Here is a 23,918-nt window from a genome sequence, read left to right on the forward strand (position 1 = left end):
GGTTCAGCGCTCCTCGGGGATCGGTTCGCGGAGGTGCGCGTGCGTGGGGCCGTCCTCCCACTGCACGCTGAGAATCTGCAGTTCGCGGCCCGCCGGCAGGTCGGTACCGGCTCCGCCGCAGCGCGGGCAGGTCAGCAGGGGCGGCATGCCGACGGCCCATTCGTGGGCGCAGGGCGCGCAGCGGGCCCGTCCGGGCACCGTCTCGGTGACCAGTTCGGCGCCTTCGAGCAGGGTGCCGGCGCAGGCCAGTTCGAAGCAGAAGGAGAGGGAGTCGGGTACGACACCGGCGAGTTCGCCCACCTGGAGCCGTACCGAGCGTACGGCCGTGACGTCGCCGGCCCGTTCCGCCGCCTCTTCCACCTGGCCGATCACGGCCAGCGCGATGGACATCTCGTGCATCGGTCTCCGTCCTGGCAGGGGCCGGTCCGCGCCGGTCGCCGCCGGTCGTCCGCCCGTGCAGGGCCCTTGAGGGCGGGGCGTCCACCGCCCTCATTACAGGGGAGGCGCCCGGGGGCGGCGGCCCGCCGCGCCGTCGCCGCCCGGCCGGGTAAGCCGTTCGCCGCAACGGTCCGGCGTGCTCCGGCGCGCGCCGTCGGCCGCCCGGCGCTCGCCCGGCCGGGAGGGCGCCGGCTCACATGCTGCGCATCCTCAGGTAGCGCCTGATGTCGGGCAGGGACTGCACGAGGACGGCGGCGAGGGCGGCGGCCACGACGCCGCCGACGAGGGTCTTGATCATCGTTCTCTCCTCACTTCACTTCGCGGCTTCGCCGGCCGTGGCCCGCGGCGCGGACTCTCCCGGCTCGTCGGTCCGCAGCAACTCTTCGATCAGCCGGACGGCCTCGGGTACGGCGGCGGCGACCGGCGGGCTGAGGCCGATCCCCTCCTCCACCGAGGCCGGTTCGCAGCCGAGCACCAGCGTGCGCCGGGGCGGCTCTCCGCCCGTCCCGGCGCAGAGGGTCCCGAGCAGCGCGAGCACGGTGTCGGGGGTCATACGGTGCCCGTCCAGGACCGCGCCCGGCGGCGCGTCCGGTCCCGGTCCGTCGGGTTCGATGACGTAGAGGGTGCCGGGGGCCTCGCCGCGCGCGGTGGCGTCGACCAGGATCAGGGTGTCGTAGCCGTCCAGGACCTGGTACGCGAGATGGACTCCGCGTACGCCGATGTCCACGACCTCGACGTGCGCGGGCAGATCCACCCCGGTCAGGGCGCGTACGGTCTCGACGCCGAATCCGTCGTCGCCGAGGAAGACGTTCCCGATGCCGGCGACGAGGACCTTGCCGCGCGGCGCGCGGGACCGGTCGGGGACGGCACTCATGAGCCGGCCTCCAGCGGGGTGACCTCGTCCGGCTGGAAGTACAGGAAACGGCCCTGTTCGCGGCGGATGTCGGCGCCCGGATCGTCCTCGACCGTCACCGCGAGGTGCACCCCGCCGTCCACGTCGTGCAGCACGGCCTCGACCCGGGCGGCGCGTCCGGCCAGGAACAGGTCCTGGGCGTCGGTGCGTCGCAGGCCGGGCCGCAGCACCACCCGGCTGCCCGCGCCCAGCGGGTGTCCGTCGACGACGACCCGGTCCTGTGCCGGGTCGAATCCGGCGTCGCTCGCCGGGTCCCACCACGGGGTGTCCGGTCGCGGTACGCCGAACTCGTCGGGGAAACCGTCCCCCGCGGGGGACGGGGCCTCTCCGGTCACCTCGCGCAGACCGCGCACGGCACCGTGCAGGCGTTCCAGGACCTCGGGGGGCATCGAGTCCGCGAGGTCGATCACCGCGGCGGCCCGCTCGTCGGTTCCACGTGCCTCGCGTTTCTCCTCGTCGGTGAGGGCGGCGGTGCGCAAGGCGAGGATCTCGTCGATCTCGGTGGCGTCGTACAGCGCTCCGGGGCTCTCCGGGGCGATGGCCGGGTGGTCCTCCAGGATGATCGGTGAGGAGAGCACCACGTCGGCGCGGCCGGGTTCGCCCGCCAGTACCGGCCAGGTGTGCAGGTTGCGGCAGGCCGCGACCGCGCCCTTCGCCCACTCGGGGGGATCCGTCATCGAGAGGAACGACCCGGCGCTCAGCCCCATGAGGAGGTGGGCGGCGACCAGGGAGCGCGGCAGCGCCGCGTCCCGGTCGGCGGCCGCGCCGTCCGTGGGGGTCCAGGTGCTGGTGTTCTCCACGACGGCGGTCAGGCGCAGCACCCGGTAGGGACCGTCGAGTTCGCGGGCCGACAGCCGCAGGGCGCCGGCGGTCTCCTCGTAGCGGCGGACCACGCGGCCCACCGGGCGCCCGGTCTCGTCGAGCACGGGCTCGGTGTCCTCGGCGGCGGCGCGGCCGAAGGGGACCGTGACGCCGTCACCGAGGAGGTCGCCGACCCGCACGACGGCCTCGACGCGTTCCTCCGTGCCCTCGTCCCAGGGGACCAGGATCCGGTCCTCCAGCCGGAGTTCGGGGACCGTGTCGAAACCCCCGTCGGGGCGTGCCCGCTGGACCGTCCGCCGCCGGGCGCGCAGGAAGCGCAGCTCGACCGCGAGGGTGGCGTCCGCCCTGGGTTCCATCAGGCATTCGGTGTGCTGGAAGTCGTGCTCCTCGGTCGCGGCGCCCCAGCCGGGCGGCACGAGCACGCCGAACTGCCAGCGCAGCCGGTTCTTGGCGGCGGAGGCCCGGTACGGATAGAGCACATAGCCCTCGAAGAGGACGGCGTCGGCGACCTGCCGGGCGAGGGCGAGACGTGCCTCGGTCTCCGGGGCGAACGCGGTCACGCTCACGGAGCGGTCCTTCCGGTGATGCGGGTGAGGGTGGAAACCGCCGGGGGTGCGCCGGCGGCCGCGTCGGTGTCCCCGTCGAGCAGGGCCCGTACGGTCGCGTCCCAGGACGGCAGCGCCCTGCGGGAGCGGAAGGCGAGCAGGTCGTCCATGGTGTGGCGGGGCAGCCTGATCCAGCCGCAGCCGGGGAAGTGCTGTTCGACCATCTCCCGCCAGGTCGCGACGGGCATCCGGCAGACGGCCTCGCGGTCCCAGGGGACGGGCTCGACGCGGAAGCCGCCCGCTCCGGTGAACGCAGTGCCGGAGAAGAGCAGCAGGAGGGGCACCTCGCCGTCGGTGAGCGCGTCGAAGTAGCGGGTCGCGGCGATGTCCATGTCGTAGGTGCAGGGCACGACGAGGTCCGCCTCGGTCTCCCCGGTGAAGGCGGGGACCATGAGCGGCACCTGTGCGAACTGCAGCGGCTGGAGGGTGGTGCCCCAGCGGGACCGCTCTCCGAAGAGGTCGGCGAGCGCGTCGGCCTCCTCGGGCCCGTAGCCGCGCCGGGCGGGTTCGATGCGGATCTGGCAGCGCAGTGCGACGGCGTGCACCGGTTCGTCGCCGGAGGCGGTGATCCGCAGCCGCAGGACGAGGGTCGGTCCGGCGGCGAACCGGTCGGCGCGCACGCCGGTGCAGGTGAAGGAGAACTCCGTCACGGGCGGCTCTCCTCCCCCACGTCCCGGGCGCGTTCCCGCACCCGTGCGAAGAAGGTGTCCAGGGCCGCGCGGGCCTCCGCTCCCCCGTCGAAGCCCTGCCACAACAGGCGCATCCGGCCGACGAGTTCGTAGCAGATGTCGACGGGTACGAGGACGCACTCGACGCGGCCGTCGACGCGGCGCAGCAGGAGTGCCTCCACGTCGGGTTCGAGCAGCGCGGCGAGCCGGCTGCCGCCCAGGACGGTCTTCCAGACGGCCGGGTCGAGTTCGCTCTCGGTCGCCCCGGCCGGGCTCGGGTAGAGGGCCACGAGCCGGTCGAGCGCCGCGTTGCGGAAGAAGAAGGCGACGCCGACCGGGATCTGCAGGGCTTCCCAGGCGCCGTCGTCGAGCGCGTGGTCCGGGTCGGTGAGGTACCGGTCCGGTACCGCGCGGAAGCGGCCCGCGGCGGCGGCGCCCGGCTGCTGCATGAGCAGGGCGCAGGGGAGGCAGGCGCAGACGATGGCCCGCTGCTCGGTGTCGACGAGGTGGCGGTGGTGTGCCTCGTCGACCGCCGTCGCGCACAGTCCGCACCGCTCCGGCCGCGGTTCACGACCGGTCAGGAACCTGCGCAGGCCCGGCCCCCGGGTGGCCGGGCGCGCGCCGGTGGGGGTGCTCACGCGGACTTCGCCGGTGCCGGGCGGCCGGCGGTCCGGCGGTCCGGGCCGAGACCGATCTGGAGCAGCGGGGGCTCCCCCGGTGCGCCGTCGGACCGCACCTCGACGGCGGTGACCTCGGGTGCGAAGCAGGCGAGCGCGTCCTCGGCGGCCTGTCGCGCGGTGGTCCCGTTCGCGGCGCAGCCGCAGCCGCCGCCCGCCGCCGCGGCGGACCGGAGGGTGAGGGTTCCGGTCGTCTCGTCGAAGTCCACGGCGTCCAGCTCGTGTTCGCGCACGGTGTCGAGGGCGCGGGCGATCCGGGTCGCCCGGTCCTCGGGGTGCAGGTCGTGCAGGACGAGAAGGCTCGCGACCAGTTCGTCGCCGAGCAGCGGCGCGACCGGGTCGCTCTGCGCGCGGCGGTTCCCCGGCGCGGAGAGCAGCTGGAGCACCCGGGCCAGTCCGGCCCCGTAGAAGTCCATCAGGGCCTGCACCAGTTCCTCGGCGGCGGCGCGGACGGCCGGGTCGCCGGTGGCGGCGAGCCGGTCGAGGACGTCCTCGATCCGCAGCCCGGTCTGTACGGCGTTCGCCGGGTGCGTCGCCCCGGCCGCCGGTGCCCCGGTCATCCGCCCAGTCCGCTCAGGCCGGTGGGCATGTGCATCTTCTGCACGGTCTTGCCGCCGCCCACGTACATGTGGACACCGCAGGGCAGGCAGGGGTCGAAGCTGCGGACCGCGCGCATGATGTCGATGCCCTTGAAGTTCTCCGGGGAGTTCTCCTCGAAGATCGGGGTGTTCTGCACGGCGTCCTCGTACGGGCCGGGGGTGCCGAAGGTGTCCCGGGTGCTGGCGTTCCAGGGGGTGGGCGGGTACGGGTGGTAGTTGGCGATCTTGCCGTCGCGGATCACCATGTGGTGGGAGAGGACACCGCGGACCGCCTCGGTGAAGCCGACGCCGATGGCCTCGTCGGGCACCTCGAACTTCTCCCAGGTCTGGGTGCGTCCGGCGCGGACCTCCTCCAGGGCCTTCTCCGCGAAGTGCAGCGCGACGGCGGCGGTGTAGGCCTGGAAGTAGGTGCGGGCGCGGTTGCGCTCCAGCGCGTTGCTCCAGCGCGGGATCTTCCACTCGAAGGTGGTCTCGGGCTTCGTCATCGTGCGGGGCAGGTTGATGACGACGCTGTGTCCGGTGGCCTTGACGTAGCCGGTGTCGACGAGACCGGACAGGGCGGTGGACCACAGGCGGGCGATGGGGCCGCCGCCGGTGTCCAGGGCGAGGTGGTCCTTGCCGTCGAACCAGCGGGGGGACATGACCCAGCTGTACTTGTCGTCGAAGTTCCGCTTCTGCGGGGCCGGGATGGTGTGCTGGTTCCACGGGTGCCGCGGGTCGACCGGGTTGCCGAGCGGGTCGTGGGTGACGAACTGCTCCTGGCCCTGCCAGTCCTCGTAGTAGGAACTGCCCAGCAGGATGCGCAGGCCGAGGTTGATCTCGGTGAGGTCGTTGGTGACGAGTTTGCCGTCGACGACGATGCCGGGGGTGACGAACATCCGCCGGCCCCAGTCCGTCATGTTGGCGTAGGTGAAGTCGCAGTACTCGGGGTCGTTGAGCGCGCCCCAGCAGCCGAGCAGGACGCGCCGGCGCCCCACTTCCTCGTAGCCGGGCAGGGCCTCGTAGAAGAAGTCGAAGAGGTCGTCGTGCAGGGGGACGACGCGCTTCATGAACTCCACGTAGCGCGTCAGCCGGCTGAGGTAGTCGGTGAAGAGCTGCACGGAGGCGATGGTGCCGACGCCGCCCGGGTAGAGCGTGGAGGGGTGCACATGGCGCCCCTCCATCAGGCAGAACATCTCGCGGGTGTACCGGCTCACCTGGAGGGCCTCGCGGTAGAACTCGCCCTCGAGGGGGTTCAGGGACCGCATGATGTCGGCGATGGTGCGGTAGCCGTGCTCCCCGGCGTGCGGTGCCTCGGTGCGCTCGGCGAGTTCGAGGACACCGGGGTTGGTCTCCTTGACCATCTTCTCGCAGTAGTCGACCCCGACCAGGTTCTCCTGGAAGATGTTGTGGTCGAACATGTACTCGGCGGACTCGCCGAGGTTGATGATCCACTCCCCGAGGTGCGGGGGCTTCACGCCGTACGCCATGTTCTGCGCGTACACCGAACAGGTCGCGTGGTTGTCGCCGCAGATCCCGCAGATGCGGCTGGTGATGAAGTGCGCGTCGCGGGGGTCCTTGCCCCGCATGAAGACGCTGTACCCGCGGAAGACGGACGAGGTGCTGTAGCACTCCGCGACGCGCTTCTGCTTGAAGTCGATCTTCGTGTGGATGCCCAGGCTGCCCACGATCCGGGTGATCGGGTCCCAGGCCATCTCCATCAGGCCGCTACCGTCGCCGGCCGCCTTCGTCTTCGGTGCCATCGTCTGTGTCGTGCCCTTCTTCGCGCGGGTGGTCCGGGAGGGGTGGCCGGGGTGGGGGTACGTGTCAGGTGGAGCGGTCGGTCACCACGGCGGCCGGTATCCGGTGGTGATCTTGTCCCCGGTGTGGCGCCACTTCGGCTCCTTGTCGACGGTCTGGGTCGTGAGGGTCCGCAGCCTGCGGACCACCGCGCCGTAGGCGCCGCTGGCCTTGGTGGACAGCTTCGCGCCGGGGGGTTCGTCCATGAACGGCATGAACTTGTCCGGGAACCCGGGCATGGTGCAGGCGATGCAGATGCCGCCGACGTTCGGGCAGCCGCCGATGCCGTTCATCCAGCCACGCTTGGGCACGTTGCACTTCACGACCGGGCCCCAACAGCCGAGCTTCACCAGGCACTTGGGCGAGTCGTAGGTGGTCGCGAACTCGCCCTGCTCGTAGTAGCCCGCCCGGTCGCAGCCCTCGTGCACGGTGGCACCGAACAGCCACGCGGGGCGCAGCTTGTCGTCGAGGGGGATCATCGGGGCGGAACCGGCCGCCTGGTACAGCAGGTAGGTGAGCGTCTCGGCGAAGTTGTCCGGCTGGATGGGGCAGCCGGGGACGCACACGATGGGGATGCCGGCGTGCGACGTCCAGTCCCAGCCGAGGTAGTCGGGCAGGCCCATCGCGCCGGTCGGGTTGCCGGCCATGGCGTGGATGCCGCCGTAGGTGGCGCAGGTGCCGATGGCGACGACGGCCAGCGCCTTGGGCGCGAGCCGGTCGATCCACTCGCTGGTCGTGATGGGCTGACCGGTCGCCGGGTCGTCGCCGAAGCCCGACCAGTAGCCCTCGGGCTTGATCGACTCGTTGGGGATGGATCCCTCGACGACCAGCACGAACGGGTCGATCTCGCCCCGCTCCCCCTTGAAGAACCACTCGATGAACGTGTCCGCGCCGCCGACCGGACCGCACTCGAAGTCGATGAGGGGCCAGTGGACGGCGATCTTCGGCAGCCCCGGCAGATCGCTGAGGGCGATCTGCTCGATGCTCGGCTGCATCGCGGCCGTCAGCGCGACCGAGTCTCCGTCGCAGCTCAGCCCCGCGTTGATCCAGAGGATGTGGATCGTGGGGGTCTCGTCGGCAGGCGCACCACCGGCGTCCGTGGCGCCGGCCGTGCTCGGCGTCGTCGCTGTCATGGGACCGCCTCCTCGGGGAGGTGAGGAATGGCATCCCCCGGGCGGACGAAAGCCCTTTCGGGGATGAAAGCGTTCAATTCGACCATCAGATCTCTTGGTACCACCCCTTCGGCCGCGATGGGATGCGATGACCGTCCGTTCCGGTGACGGGCCCCGTCCGGACCGGTCCGGACGGGGCGGGCGGCGAAGGCGCCCGCGAGCCGTGCCGGACACGGTGTTCGGGCCCGTCCCGGCGTCCGGGGCCGGCACCCCTGCCGGGTCGACTGCGATGGTCGGACACGGCGCCCGGCGCACCCCGGGCGACAGGCGGCGGGGTCACCCGAAAGCGGGGGCCTCACGGCCACCCGGCGGCGGGCGGACGGGTGGGGCGGGGGCTACGGGTGCGGCGGGGCAGGAGGTCTACGGGTGCGGCGGGGGCGGGCGCGGGCGGGCGGCACGGGGGCGCCCGACGGCTGGAAACGGAGGGGAGGGCCGGGGGCGGAGGGGGCTGGGGCGGAGGGCCGGGGGCCGGGCAGGGCGGGACCGGGGACGGGGACGGGGACGGACAGCACCGTGAAGCCGGGGTCGGCCACGGGCCGGGGACCAGGGGCGGAGGCGGCTCAGAAGCTGGGGACGTGGGACAGCAGGGTCACCAGCCGCTCGGCGGGGGCGAACAGCGGTTCCAGGCGTTCGTACTCGGCGGCCTTGTCCGCCGGGGCGAGAGCGCGTCCGGGGGTGAGCGCGGCGTGGAGGGCGAGGCCGCGCCCGACGATGGCGTGGTGCAGGATCCACAGGACCGGGACGGTCACGCCCGCGGGCTCGCGCCCGCAGGCGACCAGGGCGACCGCACCGCGCAGGTTCTCGGTCACCGCGACCTTCGCGATCACGTCCTGGAAGGGTGCGAGCAGCGAGTCGAGCGGGGAGGGCGCACCCGCCCCGGACGCGAGGCGGTCGCACTTGGTGAAGACCAGCACGAGCGGGGTCAGCCGCCCGTCGCGCCCGGCGAGGGCCCCCTGCGCCACGGCGGCCATGCGATGCAGGTCGGCGCGGTACCGGTCGTCACCGAGCAGGCGGGGCGCGTCGGCGAACAGCATGATCCCGTCCGCGCGGGCCAGACCGGGGAGCAGCCCCACACCGGTCTCTCCCGCGCCGTACCGGTGGTCCCGCCAGCGCACCGGCAGCACGGCGCGCCCCCGGTGATGGAGCACCAGCTCCAGGACCTCCCGCCGCCGCCCCGCGCCCGGGCTGCGCCCCCGCAGCACCTCCTCGGCCGCCGAGGTGAGTTCCTCGTGCAGGGACGCCTCCCGCGCACAGAGCCCGAAGCCCTGGATGCCGTCACGCATCGCCGCGTACATCAGCGCCAGGTAGCTGTCCTTCCCGACCCCGCCGGGTCCGAGCATCACGATATCCATAAGGCTCCTTCGGCTGGCACGCGGGCGGCCGGGCCATGGTCGCGGAGCGAACCGGGCAAGAACCGGTCAGGTGACCGGTTGCCTGGACAAGGCATGACGAGTCGCGACACCACGAGGGGAATACGTACACTCTTTCGACCTCAAGAGTGTTCTGTCCATCTGATTCACCGACAACTCTTTTGTGCGCTAAGTTCCTCGCACCGGCTCACCGGTCCGTGCACGAGGCGGACGGTGTCGACCGAGGGGGGACCATATGCGCGACCACATTCATCCCGGCCCCACGAGCCACTCGACGCCCTCGAGTCGCTGGCCGCAGGGGACACTCATGGCCAATCTGTCGCCCGACGACCGGGACGCGCTGCTGCGGCAGGGCCGTGTCGTGCGGTACGAGACCGGCGACGTACTCATCCGCGAAGGCGGGCCGGAAACCACCGTGCTGCTGCTCACCGACGGCTGCGTCAAGGTCGTCGGTGCCGTCGAGGACGGGGGCACGGTACTGCTCGCCCTCCGGGTGCGGGGCGAACTGGTCGGTGAGGTCTCGGCTTTGGACGGGCAGCCGCGCTCGGCCACCGTGATCGCCGCCCGCCCCACCGTCACCCGCACCCTCACCAGTACCGTCTTCCTCGCCTTCCTCCGGGAGAGCCGGGACGCGGCGGAGGTCGTGCAGAGATCCGTGGCGGGCAAACTGCGCGGCGCCACCCGCCACCGCATCGACACCAGCGGCGGCACGGCCACCGTCCGGCTGGCCCGCACCCTGGACAACCTCGTCCGCAGCTACGCGCGCGCCGTGCCCGAGGGGCTGCGGATCGACGTACCGCTCAGCCACACGGACCTCGCGGCGCTCGCCGGGATCTCCGACGCGAGCGTGCAGCGGGCGCTGCGCAGTCTGCGGGCCGCCGGGGCGGTGACGACCAAGTACCGCGGGGTCGTCATCCGTGAGCCGGACATCCTGCGGGCCATCGCCTCCCAGAGCGGCTGGCCCGCGGCCGACCCCGGTGCGCTGCCGGGCGTCCCCACCCCCCGCGCGCCCCGGCCGCCCCGTCCCAAGCGGGCACCGCTCGAACCGCCCGCGCCGCACGTGGAGTCGGCCACCCGTCTCGCCGCGCCGGCCGGCGGCACACCGCTGTCCGAGGCCGGCTGATCCACCCGGTCCGCCGGGCCTGATGCCGGGAGCGGACCGGGTCGCCGGCCCGGGTCTCCGGCCCGGCGGACCGCGCCTGAAGGTGAATACGTCAGCGGAATACGTCACCTGACCGAATCTCGCCGCAGCGACGCGCCGACAGTGGCCCGGTGACAACCGGCCACTTACGGGGGGTGGTGTGCTGTGAGGCTGTTCCGGCTCGTTCCGCACCGGAGGCGAGGACGCGCACCCGCGCAGCCTCCGGCACCGGGTCCCACTCATCGCGAACCGGCCTCTTTGTCGTCGGAGTTGGCCGATCTGGCGGGGCATCCGAGACTGGCCAGGCACAGCGCGGCGTTACGCGATCTGGCGGACGCGGTCAGCAGTGGCCGCGGCCTGGAGGTGTGGGCGGGCGGCAGCCTCGTCGCCGCCTACGGAGGGCCCGACGCGCTCGGCGACGGCCCCGCCGAGACGGGCGACCGGGCACGCCGCCTCGGGCTGCTGCCCACCGCGCTCGTCTTCGTGCCCCTGCTGATCACCTGGTTCGGACTGGGCGCGGCCGCCTGGGCCAACCAGCGCATGGACGACTCCGGCGGACGGTCCGAGGGTTCCTTCCTGACCCTGTGGCAACAGGGCTTCGACGGACATCTGTGGCCGTTCCTCCGTTTCGACATGATGGCGGTCTGGACGGTGCTGGCACTCGCCGCGCTGGCCACCACCACCATGCTGCGCCACCGCTGGGAGGAGCGGGACGAGCGCGAACGTCTGGTGCTCTCCCAGCGGCTGTCCGGAGCGCTCGCCCAGACCGAGGCCCTCGCGATCCGTGCGGCCGCCACCTCGCCCCGCCGGTTCACCGAGGAACTGCAGGGCGCGGCCGAGGAGTTGCACACGCTCCTCGGCCGCGCCGCCGACGTCCAGGAGGGCGCGCGCCGGGCCGTGGCCCAGGCGGACGGAGCGACCGACCGCACCGTGACGGCCCTGGCCTCGCTCGACTCGGCACTCGTCGTCCTGCGCGCCGGAGCCTCCGAGGCGCGCGAGGCCACCCGGGGCGCGTCCACCGCCGCGGGACAGGTCGCCCAGGGCGCGGAGATGCTCGCGAGCGGGGTGGCCGCGTCCGTGGCGGCGCTGCGCGAGACGGTCGGCGAGGCGGGAAAGGTCGCCGCCGAACACATCGGCGCGGCCGGCACGGCCGTCGCCGACCGCTTCGACGCGGTCACCTCGGCCGCCGAACTGCGCGGGTCCGCCGTGGCCGACCACGCCACCGAATCCATGGAGCGGATCCGGGACGAGGCCAGGGAGACCCTGGAGAGAACGCGGGCGTCCCTGGACGAGTCGGCCCGGCTCCTCGCCACCACCGTGCAGGGACTGGACCGCACGCTCACCACGCTGCCCACCGCCCTGGAGGGTTCGGCCGCCGAGGGAGCAGACCGTATCGGCATGGCGTACGACATGGCGGTCACCGCCCTCGCCGCCTCGCTGCGCCAGGAGGTGCGCGAGGTCTCCGCCGAACTCGCCGACCGCATCGACCAGTTGCACACCGTCGTCGAAGGACAGCGAGCCGTCCAACGGGACCTCGGCGGCGGTCAGGAGCGGATGAGTGAACTGCTCCACGCCGCCACGGCCGAGTTCGAGCGGGCGCTGCGCCGCGTCACGGACGGCCTCGACGAGGCGGGACGCTCCGTCATCCACGGAACGGCCGAACTCGACGCGGCCACTGAGAAGTTGCGACGTACGACGGACGGCTTCCGGGCCTCCGCGGGCCCGATGTCCGATCCAGCTCCCGAGCCCGGTCCGGAGGCCGGCGTCGGCCCGGGCTCCGAAGTGCCGCACCGCAGGCCCGCGCATCCCATGCCCCCGGCCTACGGAACCCATCCGTTCGGCGCTCCGGGTCCGGATGCCCGGCCCCGGCCCCCGCTCGGCGACCCGCACGACGCCACGCGCACCCGTGTGCCCGGACCCGTCCCCGCACCCGCCCCTCCCTCCGCGTCCGCCACCGTGCCCGCCACCCTGCCCGTGGATCCCGAACCCGCGACCGCCCCCGAACCGGCCGACACCCTGGAGAGCCCGTCGACGCACCGGCTGCGCCGACCCGTGCCGAGCGATGCCGGGGACCAGCGGCGGGAGGGAACGCGGTGACCCGCCGGCCGGGACGCGCCACGGTGCCGTACCTCGCGGGGTGGCTGTTCGCGGACGTGCTGCTGGTGATCGTGCTGGTGGTGCTGGGAGGCGAACAGACCCCGCACGACCGGACGGCGGCGCGGGACCCGTCGCCCGCGGCGGCGCCGACCCGCACCGCACGGCCGACGGCGACGCCGGAACCGGCCCCGAGCCCCACCTCGACGCGACGGGCCGGGACGGCCGGGCTCGACCCGGCGACCCGGTCGATCACCGTGCACACGGACGCGGACGCCCTGGTCGCGGGCTCGAAGGCCGCGAAGGCGGATCTGGAGCGCCAGGTCTCCGACGGGATCGGACGGTTCAAGGGGCGGACCGCGGCCTTCGTCATGGTCTTCGGGACGGTCCACGGCGTGGGGGGAGCCGTCGACAGCGGGCGCAGCGACGCGTACGCCACCGCGGTGGCCCGGCTGCTGCCGAGAACCGCCCCCGCCTTCTTCCCGCCGTACTCGGAGAAGATCATCCGCGGCTACCACGACAGCAGCGGCGACATCGGCTCGGGCACGGCCCGGATCGAGCTCTTCTTCCTCCTGCGGTGAACTCCTCCCCCCGACCCGGTTTCCTCCCCCGTCCCTGATCCGAGCACCCGGACCGGCGACCCGGCCCGCCCGACCGGCCCGCGCCGAGCCACCCGTACGGCGCGCGCGGTTCGCAGCGCACCCACCCACAGCCCAACGGAGCGTGGAGCATCGTGACCGTCTTCAAGAAGAACCCGAGCCTCTCGGAGCTGCGTGAGTTCACCCAGCAGACCCTGACCATGCTCAGTGAGCAGACCCTCCCGGACACACCCGAGGCGTACGAGTCCCGCGACCGGATCCAGTCGCTCGCGGCCGAGCTCGACGCCCGGCTGAACGCACCGGTCACCATCGGGGTGGTCGGCGAGTACTCCGTCGGCAAGTCCCTGCTCCTCGGCACCGTGCTGGGCAAGCCCGACCTGCTGCCGGTGGAGGCGGGACCGAGCACCGGCAACATCACCGTCCTGGAACTGTCGCGCGGCGAACCTGGCCGGCCGACCACCGCCGCCGAGAACACGGACGTCGCCTTCCTCACCGAGAAGCAGCTCGCCGCCTGTGTGGGCGCGGTCCTCGACGACCTGGTCCGCGTGCTGGACGAACGGCACCCCCAGCTCGGCGCGGGCGCCGCGCTCGCCGGCTACAACCCGGTGACCGATCCACGGGGTTGGGCCCCCTTCGAGGCGTGGTACCCGAAGCTGTGGCCCGCGGCCGGCGGACCGGTCTCCTACGAGGCGATCGGCGCCGGGCACCGGGACGCCGTCACCGAGCTGTGCCGGATCCGCGACGCGGCGCTCAGCCAGCGCGACCTGCTCGGCACCTCGGTCGGGGTGTCCCGCGAAGCCGTCGGCGCGGCGCTGGTCCTCGGCGCCGCCCAGCGCACCCCCGAGACCCCGCCCAAACGGGTCGTGCGGCCCTTCGACACCGGTCAGTTGAAGAACACCGACACCGAGGCCGCCGCGGAGGCGCTGCGCCGCGCGTTCCCGCTGGTCGAGAAGGTGACACTGCGGGTGGAGGTCTCCCCCGACCACTGGGACCTGTCCGGGCTGATCTCGCAGGACACCGCGGTACGGCTGCTGGACTTCCCGGGCATCAACGCGGCCGGCTCGTACGGCCGCGACACCTTCCTCAGCCGCCGCGAACTGGTGTCCGTGCACACCATCCTGCTGGTCATCAGCGCCGTACGCGCCGAGTCGAAGGGCGCCTCGACGTTCTGGGACATGCTCACCGAGGACGGCCGGGAGCCGCAGGCCCTGGCCAGCGCGGCCCTCGTCGCGGCGAACGCCTTCGACCTCGCCAAGCCGCCCGCGCTGCACGACGTACCCGAAGGCCCCCTGCCCCTGAGGCAGTTGCTGTCGCACTCCGCCGAGGTCAACGGCGTGCACGTGTACGGGAACAAGTTCGTGCACCATCGCGAGGACGGCATCGTGGCCGTCTCCTCGATCGCCGGCATCCGCGCGCATCAACTCCCCTACACGGAGGCCTCCCCGGAGACCAGGGAACGCATCCACAAGGCACTGGCGGACCTCGACCCGCCGGGCGCCGAACGCTGGGAGAAGATCGCCGACCGGCTGCGCCGTGCCGACGAGACCAACCCCTGGACGGACCGGCTGCGCGCCTACGACAACGACGGCGGGATCCAGCGGCTGCGCCTGCTGATCGACCACCACGTACGCCGTCACGGACTGGACCAGAAGCTGGAGCGGGCGCGCGGCTCGCACCGCAGGCTGTGGCGGGAACTGAGCCTGCTGCAGCGCCAGGTCCACCGGGCGGCGGGCGGCGACCAGCCCGAGGAGTACCGCGAACTGGCGCAGAGACTGGGCGAGTTCCGCGCTCTGCTCGATCTGATGCTGCCCACGCTGTACCGGCTCAGCAGCCCCGTGCCGCGAGGCACCGGGTCCGACGACGCCTCGTACGCAGCCGAACTCGGCGGACGGCCGCCCCGCCGGGAGGAGATCGCGGACTCGGTGCGCGACGACGTCTTCGACTGGCGGGAGTGGCAGGAACTGCTGGGCCGCGCCGAGCGGGACCGCAACCACCTCGTCCCGCGCAGCGAACCGCCCGCCCAGGGCGGAATCGACCAGCTGGTGCGGCCCGGCCGGACCTCCGCCGTCGCGGCGGAGGCGCCCGGTGGTGAGGAGTCGGCCGATGTCACGATGACCTTCCTGGACAAGTTCCGCACGCTCGTCGACCGGCGCGCGGGCGAGGAACACGATCAGCTGCGCGTCTGGTTCGACCAGTGGGCGGCCTACTGGCAGGGCGAGTTCGGACCGCTGCGGGAGTGGATGGCGGACCCGGCCACCGACGCTCTGCTCAACGACCTGTTCACCCGGCTGCGCGGCAGCGCGCACCGGGCCGACATCCAGCTGAACCACCTGTGGACGGCACTGAACCCGACGCACGCGCGACAACGGGTCGGGGAACTGGCGTCGGTGCCCGGTCCTACACCCGCCGACCAGGAGAACCGCTTCCCGATGCGCTCTCCGCACGCGCTGCCCTGGGACCACCGCATGCCCCGGCTGGAGGACCAGCGCTCCGAGGAACGCGAACGGCACCCGCTCCTGGTGGTGCAGATGCGCCAGCACACCGCGGACGCCGCGGCCCGGCTCGTCACCGAACACCTCGGCCGCACCCTCGCCCTGATCGAGAAGGACCTGGTCGCCCTGTACTCGAAGACCGTGGAGTACCTGCCCCGGGAGAACGAGGTGCGCGCGCCGCGCAAGCCTCTCGGAGCGGACCCGCACTCCGGCGAAGAGGGCGCCGGTGCCACGGAGGTGCCGGTCGAAGAGCCCATCGACATCCTGATCCGAGCCTGGAGCGAAGACTGACATGAGCACCGAGCTGACCATCTCCTTCCGCGCCCCGCACGCCGATCCGGCCTCGGGTGTCGTGCCGTTGGGCCGCCGGCACTTCCGCCTCCACACGGGTCCCGAGGGCACGGCGCTGCCCGAGGTCGTCCTGGAGCAGGAGGGCACCGGCGGCAGCCGCATGGTGACTGTGCACCTGCCCGCCCGGATCGAGGTCATCACCCCCAGCGGCGGCCTCGTACCGGCGCAGCTGGCGCAGGCGCTGGCCGACTGCTGGGTGCCGCAGCAGTACACGTCGATCACCGTGGAGGGACCGCGCACCCTGTCCCAGGACACCCTGCTGCCCACGGCGCTGGTGCACCCCCCGTCCGCTCCACCGGCCGCCGCCGGCGACGAACCGCTGCGGCTGGACGTGCACTGGAGCGTCGACTACGCGTCGGTCGAGCACGCGGGCACCGCCCACGGCAGCGTCATGCTGGAGTTCGCGCCGCTGGGCGAGGAGCCCTCGGTGGCACCGCGGCCGGAGGACGACGACGAGTTCCTGACACTGCGCGACATCACCGGCAGCACGCACGAACACGAGTTCATCGTGGTCGACTTCGGGACGACGGCCTCCACCGCCACCCTGCACGACCCGACCCGGATCAGGGCACAGCTGGTCGATCCGGCCCAGGCCCGTTCCCTGACCGGCCTGTTGACGGACCTGCTCGCGCCGCCCGCCGACGCCCCGGCGGAATGGCGCAAGGAGGTCGACGCGCTGCTGACCGGCCCGGTCGCGCTGCCCCGCAGGAACGTCGAGGTGACGGGCGCCGAGGCACTGGCCCGGCTCGGCGACCCCGATGTCGCCGACGCGCTGATGCTCCGTGTCGAGGCCCTCCGCGAGCAGGCCGGCCCAGAACTGCGGCGCTGGCTCAACCGGCGGCTCCACGCGGGCTACGCAGAGGTCATCGGCACCCCGCCGCTGAACCGCCACGCCCTGCGGGCCGTCGAGTACCCGGACGACTCGGGCCGCCTCACCACGGCCCCGGCCAGCGCGCTGCGCGAGGTCGAGTACGCGGAGGGCACGGTGCCCGAGCATCCCCGCGACCGTGGCTTCGTGCTGTGCGGCAACGGGCCCGAGGGGGTGCCCGGTGTCGAGGGGCTGACGGGCATCAAGCGGGCGGCCCTGCAGCTCACCCCGGAGCCGGTGGCGGACTCCGACATGTCAGCCGACCATCTGGCGCAGCACATGTACCTGTTGCTGGTGGACGGCGCCGAACAGACCACCTACAACCCGGCGCTGAACACGATCAGCCGGATGGCGACGGTCGTCGTCACGTATCCGACGACGATCCTGCCCGAGGTCAAGGAGAAGCTGGAGAAGCTGGTACGCACGGCGCTCGGCGGCCCGCGCGTCGTCATGGACTTCGACGAGGGTCTCGCGGCCGGGCTGTACTTCCTCATGGGCGATCTCACCGACAACCTCAACGCGGGCCTGGAGTCGCTGCGCGCCCGCTGCCGACGGGTCGGTGACAAGCCGCCGACATGGCAGCGGATCATGCTGGTGATCGACATCGGGGGCGGCACCACCGACATCGCGCTGCTGCGGCTGACCCTCGTCGACCAGACACCCGACCTCGGCGACGACCAGGAGTTCGTGGCGGGCCGGGACTACCGGCTGGAGCCCGAACTGCTGGGCTCCACCGGGCACGAACGGCTCGGCGGCGACCTGCTGACCCTCCAGGTCCTCTACTGGATCAAGGCCCGGCTGGTGGATGAACTGAGCCTGCAGGAACCGTCGTTCGGCGAGGAGTCGGCCGACGACGGCGAAGGCGGCGGGCTCGACGCACCGGGCCGGCGCGGGGACGTACCGCGGCGCGCGTACGCCGACGCGGTGGCCGAGCGCGCGGCCGACGAACTGGACACGATCGTCTCGCCCGAGGTCCGTGCGGTTCTCTCGGAGGCGCTGCCCACGGACTGGGCGGGGATCACCGACCCGGCCGAACGGGACGCGCGCAGAACCCGGTTCGAGCTGCTGTGGAGGCTCGCCGAGCTCAAGAAGCGTGAACTCAGCGCGCGTGGCGCCGGGGACGCCGTGCTGGAGCCGGAGCGGGTGGCCGACATCCTGAACGCGGGGCCGAACCACCGGCTGGGCACGGTGCAGGGTCAGATCACCCTGGACGCCGGGCAGTTCGCCAAGCTCGTGCAGCCGGTGCTGCGACGGGCCGCCTCGCTCGGCGCCGACCTCGTGCGCGGCTCGTTCCGCCGGGCCCATGAGGAGAACGAGGAACGGCGCGCGAAGGGTCTCCCTGAGCTGCCCGAACCGCTGCTCGACCAGGTGGTGCTGTCGGGACGTACCAGCCGCATGGCCCAACTCGAGGGTGAGGTCCGGGCGGTGCTGCGGCAGAAGGGCGCGGACGGCGGCGACGGTCTCGGATGGCACAAGAACACCGAGTTGTCGGCCGAGGTGAAGTACGCCAAGCAGGTCACCTCGCTGGGCGCGGCCTGGGCCCATTCGGTGCGCAACGTCGCGGGACAGGTCGAGCACGACCGCGTCGACGGCGGGCGCGCCGGTGCCACCATCCGGCTCAGCGATCTGGACATCAGGCTCCAGGGGCTGTTCTCCAGCCTGCCGTGCGACTTCGGGCCACGCGGTCACATGGACCGGGTCACACCGCTGCTGCGGGCCGGCGACCCCTACGTCGAACTCGACACCTCCGGACGGCTCGGGGTCCGTACCGGCTGGAACGCGCTCAGCCGCACCCTGTCGATCCACCGCTACCTCGGCTCCGGCGACTCCCTGCAGTGGGGTGCCTTCGATCTCGCCCTGGCCGCGAGCGCGGAGGGCTTCGCACCGGCCCGGTCGGTGTGGCGGCCGCCCAGCGGCAGCCGGCGCGGTGTGCGGTACCAGATCGAGATGGACAACCGGCTCGTGCCGTACATCCTGCTCTGCAACGGCCCCGCCCATCTGCTCGTCGACGGACCCTCGGTCCCGCTGCACGGGGCGGCACCCGGGCTGGTCTTCGACGCCGACCTGCCGGGCTGTTCGGTGCCCGGCCGCGTCTGCGTCGACGCGGGCACGGACGAGCACGGCGTACGGCGACTGGTGGAGGTGTTCCCTCCGACCTCACCCGACCTGGCCGGCGACGCGGTCGTGTCCGCAGAGGGCTATCTGCCGGAGTCCTTCCACCCCACTCTCGACCTGCACGACCCGCCGGTACCCGGGCGCGTCGCCGCGATCCCGGTGCCGCCCACGGACGTGAACAACACCTTCACCTACGAGTTCTTCCTGGACCGCGGCGACGGGGCGCCGGTCTTCCTCGGGTATCTCCCCGCCGTCCAGGACGGCCGGCACCACGCCACGCTGGACGCCCACGGCCAACTCCGCGTGCACCGCGGCCTCGTGCCGTACCTGCCCGCCGAGAAGCTGCGCCAGGTGGAGGAGGTTCCCGGCCGGGTGCTGCGTCTGCGGATGGACCCGCCCACCAACAAGCTGAACCACCACTGGGATCCCAACAGCGGGAGGCACTGATGACCGACGCCCACGACCGGGAGCCGGGAGACGCGCTCGCGCTCCGGCTCGGTGCCTTCGCCGAGGCCGCAACCGCCGTACTGGATTCGCCCTCCCGGTGCGGACAGGCGCTGTTCGATGCACTCCACGAGTTCTGGCAGGCTCTCCAGAACGTCCCCGGCCATCTGCCTCCCTACCGGGACGATCGGCGCGAGGTCGTCGAACGCTTCGTGGAGGCGCGCACCCAACTGGGGTGGGCCCTGAGCGAGGCGTCGGCGCTCGCGGCGGCCCCGCACGGCCGCCGTCCCGAGGAGGACGGCACACCGGCCCCGCACGGACCCGAGGTCGGGACCGATCCCGAGGACGGTGGGGACGGACCCGAAATCGGGAACGAAGCCCGTCGCCCGGCGCGGGACGAGGACAGGGCCGGGGACGGGGCCGAGGTCGACGGACAGGGAACGGGCTCGGGCTCGGGCGGGCGAGCCGGCGGGACCGACGAGGGCCAGTCCGCCGAGGACAACGGCACGGACGCCGGGACGGAACCGCCCGGAAGGGATCAGGCCGCCGGCTTCCCGTCATCAGCCGCGGACGGGGTGGGGAGTCCCGGGCCGTCGAAGGTTCCGGAGACCCCGGTGGCGTCGGTGACCCCCGAGGCGCCGGAGGTGGCGGAGCCGTCCAGGACACCAGGAACAGCGGACGAGGTGGATCAGGGAAATCCAGGAGCTCCGACAGGCGACGGGGTTCCTGAGGCGCCGGAAACTCCTGGGACGCGGGGAATTCCTGAGGTGCGGGGAATTCCTGAGGTGCCGGGAGTTCCGGACGCGCCGGTGATTCCCCCGAAGCCGTCGGTGCCGCCGCGCCGACCCGACTCCACGCAAGCGGTCCTCGCCCCCGCGGAGTCAGGGGGCCGTCGGTCGGCGCCGGGCACGTCGCCCGGTTCCCCGCCCGGCTCCAGCGCGGCGCCTGTGGAGCCGCTGGCCGACTTCGCGACCGCGCTGGAACGGCTGGAGTCGGAGCTCAGGAGCGAACAGATCCGCTACCTCCCCCCGCCGGCGCCGCCGCGCCGGGACGACCGCGACGCGGACGCCGCCGAGCTCGTCGGGCGGATCTGGCGGCGTGTCCACATGGCCCTGCTGCGGCTGCCCCACGACGTGGCGGCGGAGTGGCGTACGACGACGGCGGCCCAGGCCTCCCTCGCGGGGCTCGCGGCACCCGACGAGGAGGTCGGCGACCCCGACGTGATCGTCCCCGGGCTGCCGGACGGCCTGCACGGCGCGGAGCGGCTGCCGCTGGACCTCGCCGACCTGCCGGCCGCCGCCGCGGCCGTCGACGCCAAGTTCCACCGGTACCTGGGACTCGGGGCCGCGGAGATCGGGGCCCTTCCGCCCGGCGATCCCCGCCCCGCCTGGGCGGTGCGCGCGGCCCAGGCCGAACGGCTGGCCGCGCTCGACCCCGAACTCCACGTCGCGCTCCTGCACGACCACCAGCCGGGCAGCCTCGCCGAGCAGGAGCACCGGGACAAGTACGAGCGCCGGCTGGCCTCGCTGCTGCGCACCGCGGGACAGGGACTGGACGCGAAGATGGCGTGGACGCGGGAGAACCGGCTGGGTGCCGCCCACAACCTGGACATGGTGCTGGGCGGTCTGGTCCACAAACGCCCCGCCGCACCGGAGAGTTGGTGGTACCAGTGGCGCACCCGGGTCTCCCGGATCCTGATCCCGCTCGCCGAGGACGCCAACTACGAGGTGATCTTCCGGCCGTTGGAGGATCTGCGCCGGGACTTCGCCGCGGAGTACACGATCGCCGAGACCGTGAAGGGGGTCGCCGGGGCCGGCGAACCCGAGGTGCAGTGGGTGGTGTGGACGGCGTTGCGACGGAAGAAGAACGCCGCCTACGGACCCAACAGGCACAAGGGGCGGGTCGTCGTACGCCCCGCCGAACCCACCCGGCGGTGAACGATGGCCCCGCAGGGTGGCACACCCCGCGCGCCCGTGGCACGGCCCGCCGCCTCGGGTCCGTCCGCCCGTGCTCCGGGCGCCGTGTCGGCGGCCCGGCTGCTCGGTGCCTGTTGGACCGGGCGTGCGAACGGCCTCTCCCCGCAGGTGGTGGCGGACCTCGCCGCGTCCTGCGCCGCGGCCGACGGCAGCGCTCGTCCGGAGCCGCCGGTGTTCCGGGTGGCCGTCCTGCGCACCGGGACGGCCGCCGCAGGTCTCGTTCCCCTGCTCACCGGGGTCCGGCTGCCCGAACCCCCGGCGGCGACGGACCTCGTACCGCTTCTCTACGCCCATGAGCCCACGGCGGTGACCGAGTTGCGGATCACCGAGGGATGTCGGCGGGCTCTCGACCGGCTGGCCCGGCAGCTCCTGCGGGACACCTCCGCGCGGGGCACGCCACCCGGCCCCGGGGCGGACCGGCACGGGACGGTCACCTGGCTGCGGATCCGCGCCGAGCAGGGGCGGGACCGTTTCTTCGCGACGCGCTGGACGGGCCGGGACACCGTCGCCCGGGCCTGGCGGCGTGTCCAGGACGTGACGGCGTCGGGCACCGGGTTCACGCCCCGCACCACCACGCCGGATTCGGCCGACGGAGCGGACGGACCGGCGACGCTGTCCGCCGCCTTCGCGGGCGCCCCCCTTCCCTGGCCCCCGGCCGGCGACCGTGTGCGTGACGGGCTGCGCGTGACGGTCACGGACGTTCCCGTACCGGCGACGGGCGCCCCCGCTCCGTACGCCCATGAGGTCCTGGAGTCCGCGCACCTGGTGCTGGCCGCCGCGCCGCATGCCGGACTCGCGGGCCGGGAACCGCTGTCCGCCGGTTTTCGTGAACTGCTCGCGGGTTCGACGGGTGGTCCGTGCCGAGCGCCCATGGTTCTCGTGTCCTGCGTACCGGAACACGACGGCGCCGACTTCCTGCCCGGTCTGGCCGGCTGGCTGCGCGGCGTCCTGCCGCACACCGTCGGGCCGTTCACTCGTGGTCTGCCCGTGCACGCGGTCTCCGTACCGCGGGCCGAGGAGGCCCTGCGTGTCCTGCTGCTCCCGGTGGACCGTGCCGCGCCCGCCCGGGCTCGGGCCGAGGAGCAGTGGGCCGCGAGCGGGCTGCGCACCCTGTGCGCCCGGGTCCTCGAGCCCGCGCTGCGGGACGCGCCGACCACCGTGGCGCGGCTCGCCGCCCGGCGTCTCCGGGCGGCCCTGCACGACATCCGGCTCGACGGGTCCGACGTCCGGCCCGGCACGGGCCGTGCGTCGTCGGCGGCCGGGGTGCTCGCCTCCGAGGTGCCGGCCCGGCAACTCTGGGACGAGCTGGACCGGTTCGCCGCGGTGCCGCTGGCGCGGCGAACCGTACGACGGCCGTTCCCGGCCCCCGGACCGGACGACCACCCACAGGACGCGCGTTCACGAGGAGACGGCGCACCATGACCTCCACCACCTGGCTGATCACCCTTCTCGTCCTGTCGCTGGCGGGGAACGCCGTACTCGCCCTCCGGGCGTCGCGGACAGGCCGCACCACGCCGCCGTCGGCACCCGTCGTCACCGCGTCGGCGGAGTCGTCCGGGACGGACGACGGACACCGGCACTCGACGTCGGCGTGGGATGCCGTGCGCCGGGAAGTGACGGCGGCACACGAACTGCTGCGCGGCCGCGACCTCGAACTGTCGCGGGTGAGAGCACTGTTGAAGGACACACAGGAGAAGTCCGCGACCGCCGCCCTGCAGCCCGCGGGAGTGCGGCAGGAACTGCACGCCGCGCGGCAGCGGTTGCGGGCCCTGGAGGGTGAGGTGCGTGATCTGGCGCGGGAGCGGGACGACGCGCGGTCCGACGCGGACGGTCTGAAACGGCGCCTCGCCGAGGCGGAGGCCGAGGGCGGTACGCCGCTCGGTCCGGACGCGCTGTCCCCGGCGGTCCCCCGGCGGCTGCCGCTCGGCCGGGACGCGACGTCGGACAGCAGTGTCGACGGCGCGGACCTCGGACCGCTCGTCGTCCGGGCCGCGTCGGTGCGCGGCGACCGGGCCCGGCGCGAGGGGGAGCACCGGCGCGAGGCGTTCCTGCTGAGGTTCGTCGAGGAGATCCGGACACCGACGCTGCTCAGCGCGGTGGCGGCCGGGGTCCCGCACGGACGGTGGTCGCAGTCCGCGGCCGACCGGGCATGCCGCAACCTCGCCGCGCAGATGGCCCGTTACGGGGACACGCTGGGCCATCAGCTCTACCGGCCGTCCGGCCCGGACGACGATCCGACCGGGCTGCTGCGGACGGCGTTGCAGGGGGTGGCGCACTCCATGCGGCTGGTCACGCGCGGGGAGGGGCCGGGCGGCGAGCCGGACGACGCCGCGATCGGGGTGGCGCTGACGGGGCTGCTCTCGCGTCTGGGCGACAGCCGGCAGCGGGAACACCTGGCCTTCGGGATCGGCGACGGTGCGCTGATGATGCTGCGGGACGGGGTCTGGAGCAGTGTGTTCACGCCCGGCGACACGGCCGCCGAGCGCGGATCACTGCTGCCCGCCGCCGCCCGGCGGGTGCGCTGCGCCCGTCTGACCACCCGCCCGGGCGACCTGCTGGCCCTGTGCAGTTCCTCCCTCGCGGAACTGCTGGCGCACCCCGAGGCCGGGGACTGGTTCGCCGCCCGCTGGGCGGGGCGCCGGCCTCATCTGACCTCGTTCCTCTCGGAGGTGAACGTACCGGTGCGGTCTCCCGGAGGTGACAGGACCGTCGTCTGCCTCTGGGACTTCGGGGACGCCCGGGACACCCCGCCCACGGATTCCTGACCCGGACGGGAGCGCGTTCCCGCCCGGGTC

Annotated in this window: 18 protein-coding genes; 8 read left to right on the forward strand and 10 right to left on the reverse strand. The window is 73.4% G+C overall.

Annotated elements, in window-relative coordinates:
- Positions 1-3: 3 nt before the first annotated feature.
- The 10 genes from hypA to OG776_RS08370 all read right to left on the reverse strand — a co-directional run bounded on the left by hypA (position 4) and on the right by OG776_RS08370 (position 9,025).
- Entirely contained in the window at positions 4-399 is a 396-nt protein-coding gene (gene hypA / locus OG776_RS08330) for a hydrogenase maturation nickel metallochaperone HypA (RefSeq protein WP_148011251.1), read from the reverse strand.
- A gap of 232 nt (positions 400-631) precedes the next feature.
- A complete protein-coding gene (locus tag OG776_RS42420) occupies positions 632-736 on the reverse strand; it encodes a DUF6893 family small protein (RefSeq protein WP_382650265.1) in 105 nt (34 codons plus the stop codon).
- Positions 737-751: 15 nt separating this feature from the next.
- On the reverse strand, positions 752-1,312 hold the full coding sequence (locus OG776_RS08335; protein ID WP_148011250.1) for a hydrogenase maturation protease: 561 nt from the start codon (positions 1,310-1,312) through the stop codon (positions 752-754).
- On the reverse strand, positions 1,309-2,739 hold the full coding sequence (locus OG776_RS08340) for a hypothetical protein (protein ID WP_148011249.1): 1,431 nt from the start codon (positions 2,737-2,739) through the stop codon (positions 1,309-1,311). The genes OG776_RS08335 and OG776_RS08340 overlap by 4 nt, the downstream gene beginning before the upstream one ends.
- On the reverse strand, positions 2,736-3,428 hold the full coding sequence (locus OG776_RS08345; RefSeq protein WP_148011248.1) for a DUF6084 family protein: 693 nt from the start codon (positions 3,426-3,428) through the stop codon (positions 2,736-2,738). The genes OG776_RS08340 and OG776_RS08345 overlap by 4 nt, the downstream gene beginning before the upstream one ends.
- Complete coding sequence (locus OG776_RS08350; RefSeq protein WP_148011247.1) at positions 3,425-4,084, reverse strand: DUF5947 family protein; 660 nt, start codon at positions 4,082-4,084, stop codon at positions 3,425-3,427. Before OG776_RS08350 ends, OG776_RS08345 begins: the two co-directional genes overlap by 4 nt.
- Positions 4,081-4,683 (reverse strand): hypothetical protein, encoded by a 603-nt coding sequence (locus OG776_RS08355; RefSeq protein ID WP_148011246.1) that lies wholly within the window; start codon positions 4,681-4,683, stop codon positions 4,081-4,083. The genes OG776_RS08350 and OG776_RS08355 overlap by 4 nt, the downstream gene beginning before the upstream one ends.
- On the reverse strand, positions 4,680-6,464 hold the full coding sequence (locus OG776_RS08360; protein WP_148011245.1) for a nickel-dependent hydrogenase large subunit: 1,785 nt from the start codon (positions 6,462-6,464) through the stop codon (positions 4,680-4,682). The genes OG776_RS08355 and OG776_RS08360 overlap by 4 nt, the downstream gene beginning before the upstream one ends.
- Positions 6,465-6,545: 81 nt before the next feature.
- On the reverse strand, positions 6,546-7,634 hold the full coding sequence (locus OG776_RS08365; RefSeq protein WP_148011244.1) for a hydrogenase expression protein HypE: 1,089 nt from the start codon (positions 7,632-7,634) through the stop codon (positions 6,546-6,548).
- Positions 7,635-8,233: 599 nt separating this feature from the next.
- A complete protein-coding gene (locus OG776_RS08370; protein WP_329319833.1) occupies positions 8,234-9,025 on the reverse strand; it encodes a hypothetical protein in 792 nt (263 codons plus the stop codon).
- 325 nt (positions 9,026-9,350) lie between these two features.
- Between OG776_RS08370 and OG776_RS08375 the strand changes: the two genes are divergently transcribed.
- From OG776_RS08375 to OG776_RS08410, 8 genes are all read left to right on the forward strand, one after another.
- Positions 9,351-10,166 carry a Crp/Fnr family transcriptional regulator gene (locus OG776_RS08375; protein ID WP_329319834.1) on the forward strand — a complete coding sequence of 272 codons (816 nt, stop codon included), beginning with the start codon at positions 9,351-9,353 and terminating at the stop codon, positions 10,164-10,166.
- 276 nt (positions 10,167-10,442) lie between these two features.
- Positions 10,443-12,281, forward strand: a complete 1,839-nt coding sequence (locus OG776_RS08380; RefSeq protein WP_329326388.1) for a hypothetical protein — start codon at positions 10,443-10,445, stop codon at positions 12,279-12,281.
- A complete protein-coding gene (locus OG776_RS08385; RefSeq protein WP_329319837.1) occupies positions 12,278-12,859 on the forward strand; it encodes a hypothetical protein in 582 nt (193 codons plus the stop codon). The genes OG776_RS08380 and OG776_RS08385 overlap by 4 nt, the downstream gene beginning before the upstream one ends.
- Before the next feature lie 152 nt (positions 12,860-13,011).
- The gene (locus OG776_RS08390) at positions 13,012-15,660 is read left to right on the forward strand and encodes a hypothetical protein (protein WP_329319839.1); all 2,649 of its coding nucleotides are present in this window, start codon (positions 13,012-13,014) and stop codon (positions 15,658-15,660) included.
- A 1-nt stretch (position 15,661) separates the two neighbouring features.
- Positions 15,662-19,150, forward strand: a complete 3,489-nt coding sequence (locus OG776_RS08395; protein WP_329319841.1) for a hypothetical protein — start codon at positions 15,662-15,664, stop codon at positions 19,148-19,150.
- Positions 19,150-21,084: a hypothetical protein gene (locus tag OG776_RS08400; protein ID WP_329319843.1), complete on the forward strand. Its 1,935-nt coding sequence runs from the start codon at positions 19,150-19,152 to the stop codon at positions 21,082-21,084. The genes OG776_RS08395 and OG776_RS08400 overlap by 1 nt, the downstream gene beginning before the upstream one ends.
- A 3-nt stretch (positions 21,085-21,087) precedes the next feature.
- Positions 21,088-22,545 carry a hypothetical protein gene (locus OG776_RS08405; protein WP_329326389.1) on the forward strand — a complete coding sequence of 486 codons (1,458 nt, stop codon included), beginning with the start codon at positions 21,088-21,090 and terminating at the stop codon, positions 22,543-22,545.
- Positions 22,542-23,888 carry a hypothetical protein gene (locus OG776_RS08410; protein ID WP_148009755.1) on the forward strand — a complete coding sequence of 449 codons (1,347 nt, stop codon included), beginning with the start codon at positions 22,542-22,544 and terminating at the stop codon, positions 23,886-23,888. The genes OG776_RS08405 and OG776_RS08410 overlap by 4 nt, the downstream gene beginning before the upstream one ends.
- Positions 23,889-23,918 lie beyond the last annotated feature (30 nt).

This window comes from Streptomyces sp. NBC_01689 (assembly GCF_036250675.1).
Taxonomy (GTDB): Bacteria; Actinomycetota; Actinomycetes; order Streptomycetales; family Streptomycetaceae; genus Streptomyces.

Excerpts from the sequence above, each read along its gene's own strand:
- hypA (WP_148011251.1), bottom strand. The coding sequence starts at position 399 with ATGCACGAGATGTCCATCGCGCTGGCCGTGATCGGCCAGGTGGAAGAG.
- OG776_RS42420 (WP_382650265.1), bottom strand. The coding sequence starts at position 736 with ATGATCAAGACCCTCGTCGGCGGCGTCGTGGCCGCCGCCCTCGCCGCC.
- OG776_RS08335 (WP_148011250.1), bottom strand. The coding sequence starts at position 1,312 with ATGAGTGCCGTCCCCGACCGGTCCCGCGCGCCGCGCGGCAAGGTCCTC.
- OG776_RS08355 (WP_148011246.1), bottom strand. The coding sequence starts at position 4,683 with ATGACCGGGGCACCGGCGGCCGGGGCGACGCACCCGGCGAACGCCGTA.
- OG776_RS08360 (WP_148011245.1), bottom strand. The coding sequence starts at position 6,464 with ATGGCACCGAAGACGAAGGCGGCCGGCGACGGTAGCGGCCTGATGGAG.
- OG776_RS08365 (WP_148011244.1), bottom strand. The coding sequence starts at position 7,634 with ATGACAGCGACGACGCCGAGCACGGCCGGCGCCACGGACGCCGGTGGT.
- OG776_RS08370 (WP_329319833.1), bottom strand. The coding sequence starts at position 9,025 with ATGGATATCGTGATGCTCGGACCCGGCGGGGTCGGGAAGGACAGCTAC.
- OG776_RS08375 (WP_329319834.1), top strand. The coding sequence starts at position 9,351 with ATGGCCAATCTGTCGCCCGACGACCGGGACGCGCTGCTGCGGCAGGGC.
- OG776_RS08395 (WP_329319841.1), top strand. The coding sequence starts at position 15,662 with ATGAGCACCGAGCTGACCATCTCCTTCCGCGCCCCGCACGCCGATCCG.
- OG776_RS08400 (WP_329319843.1), top strand. The coding sequence starts at position 19,150 with ATGACCGACGCCCACGACCGGGAGCCGGGAGACGCGCTCGCGCTCCGG.
- OG776_RS08405 (WP_329326389.1), top strand. The coding sequence starts at position 21,088 with ATGGCCCCGCAGGGTGGCACACCCCGCGCGCCCGTGGCACGGCCCGCC.
- OG776_RS08410 (WP_148009755.1), top strand. The coding sequence starts at position 22,542 with ATGACCTCCACCACCTGGCTGATCACCCTTCTCGTCCTGTCGCTGGCG.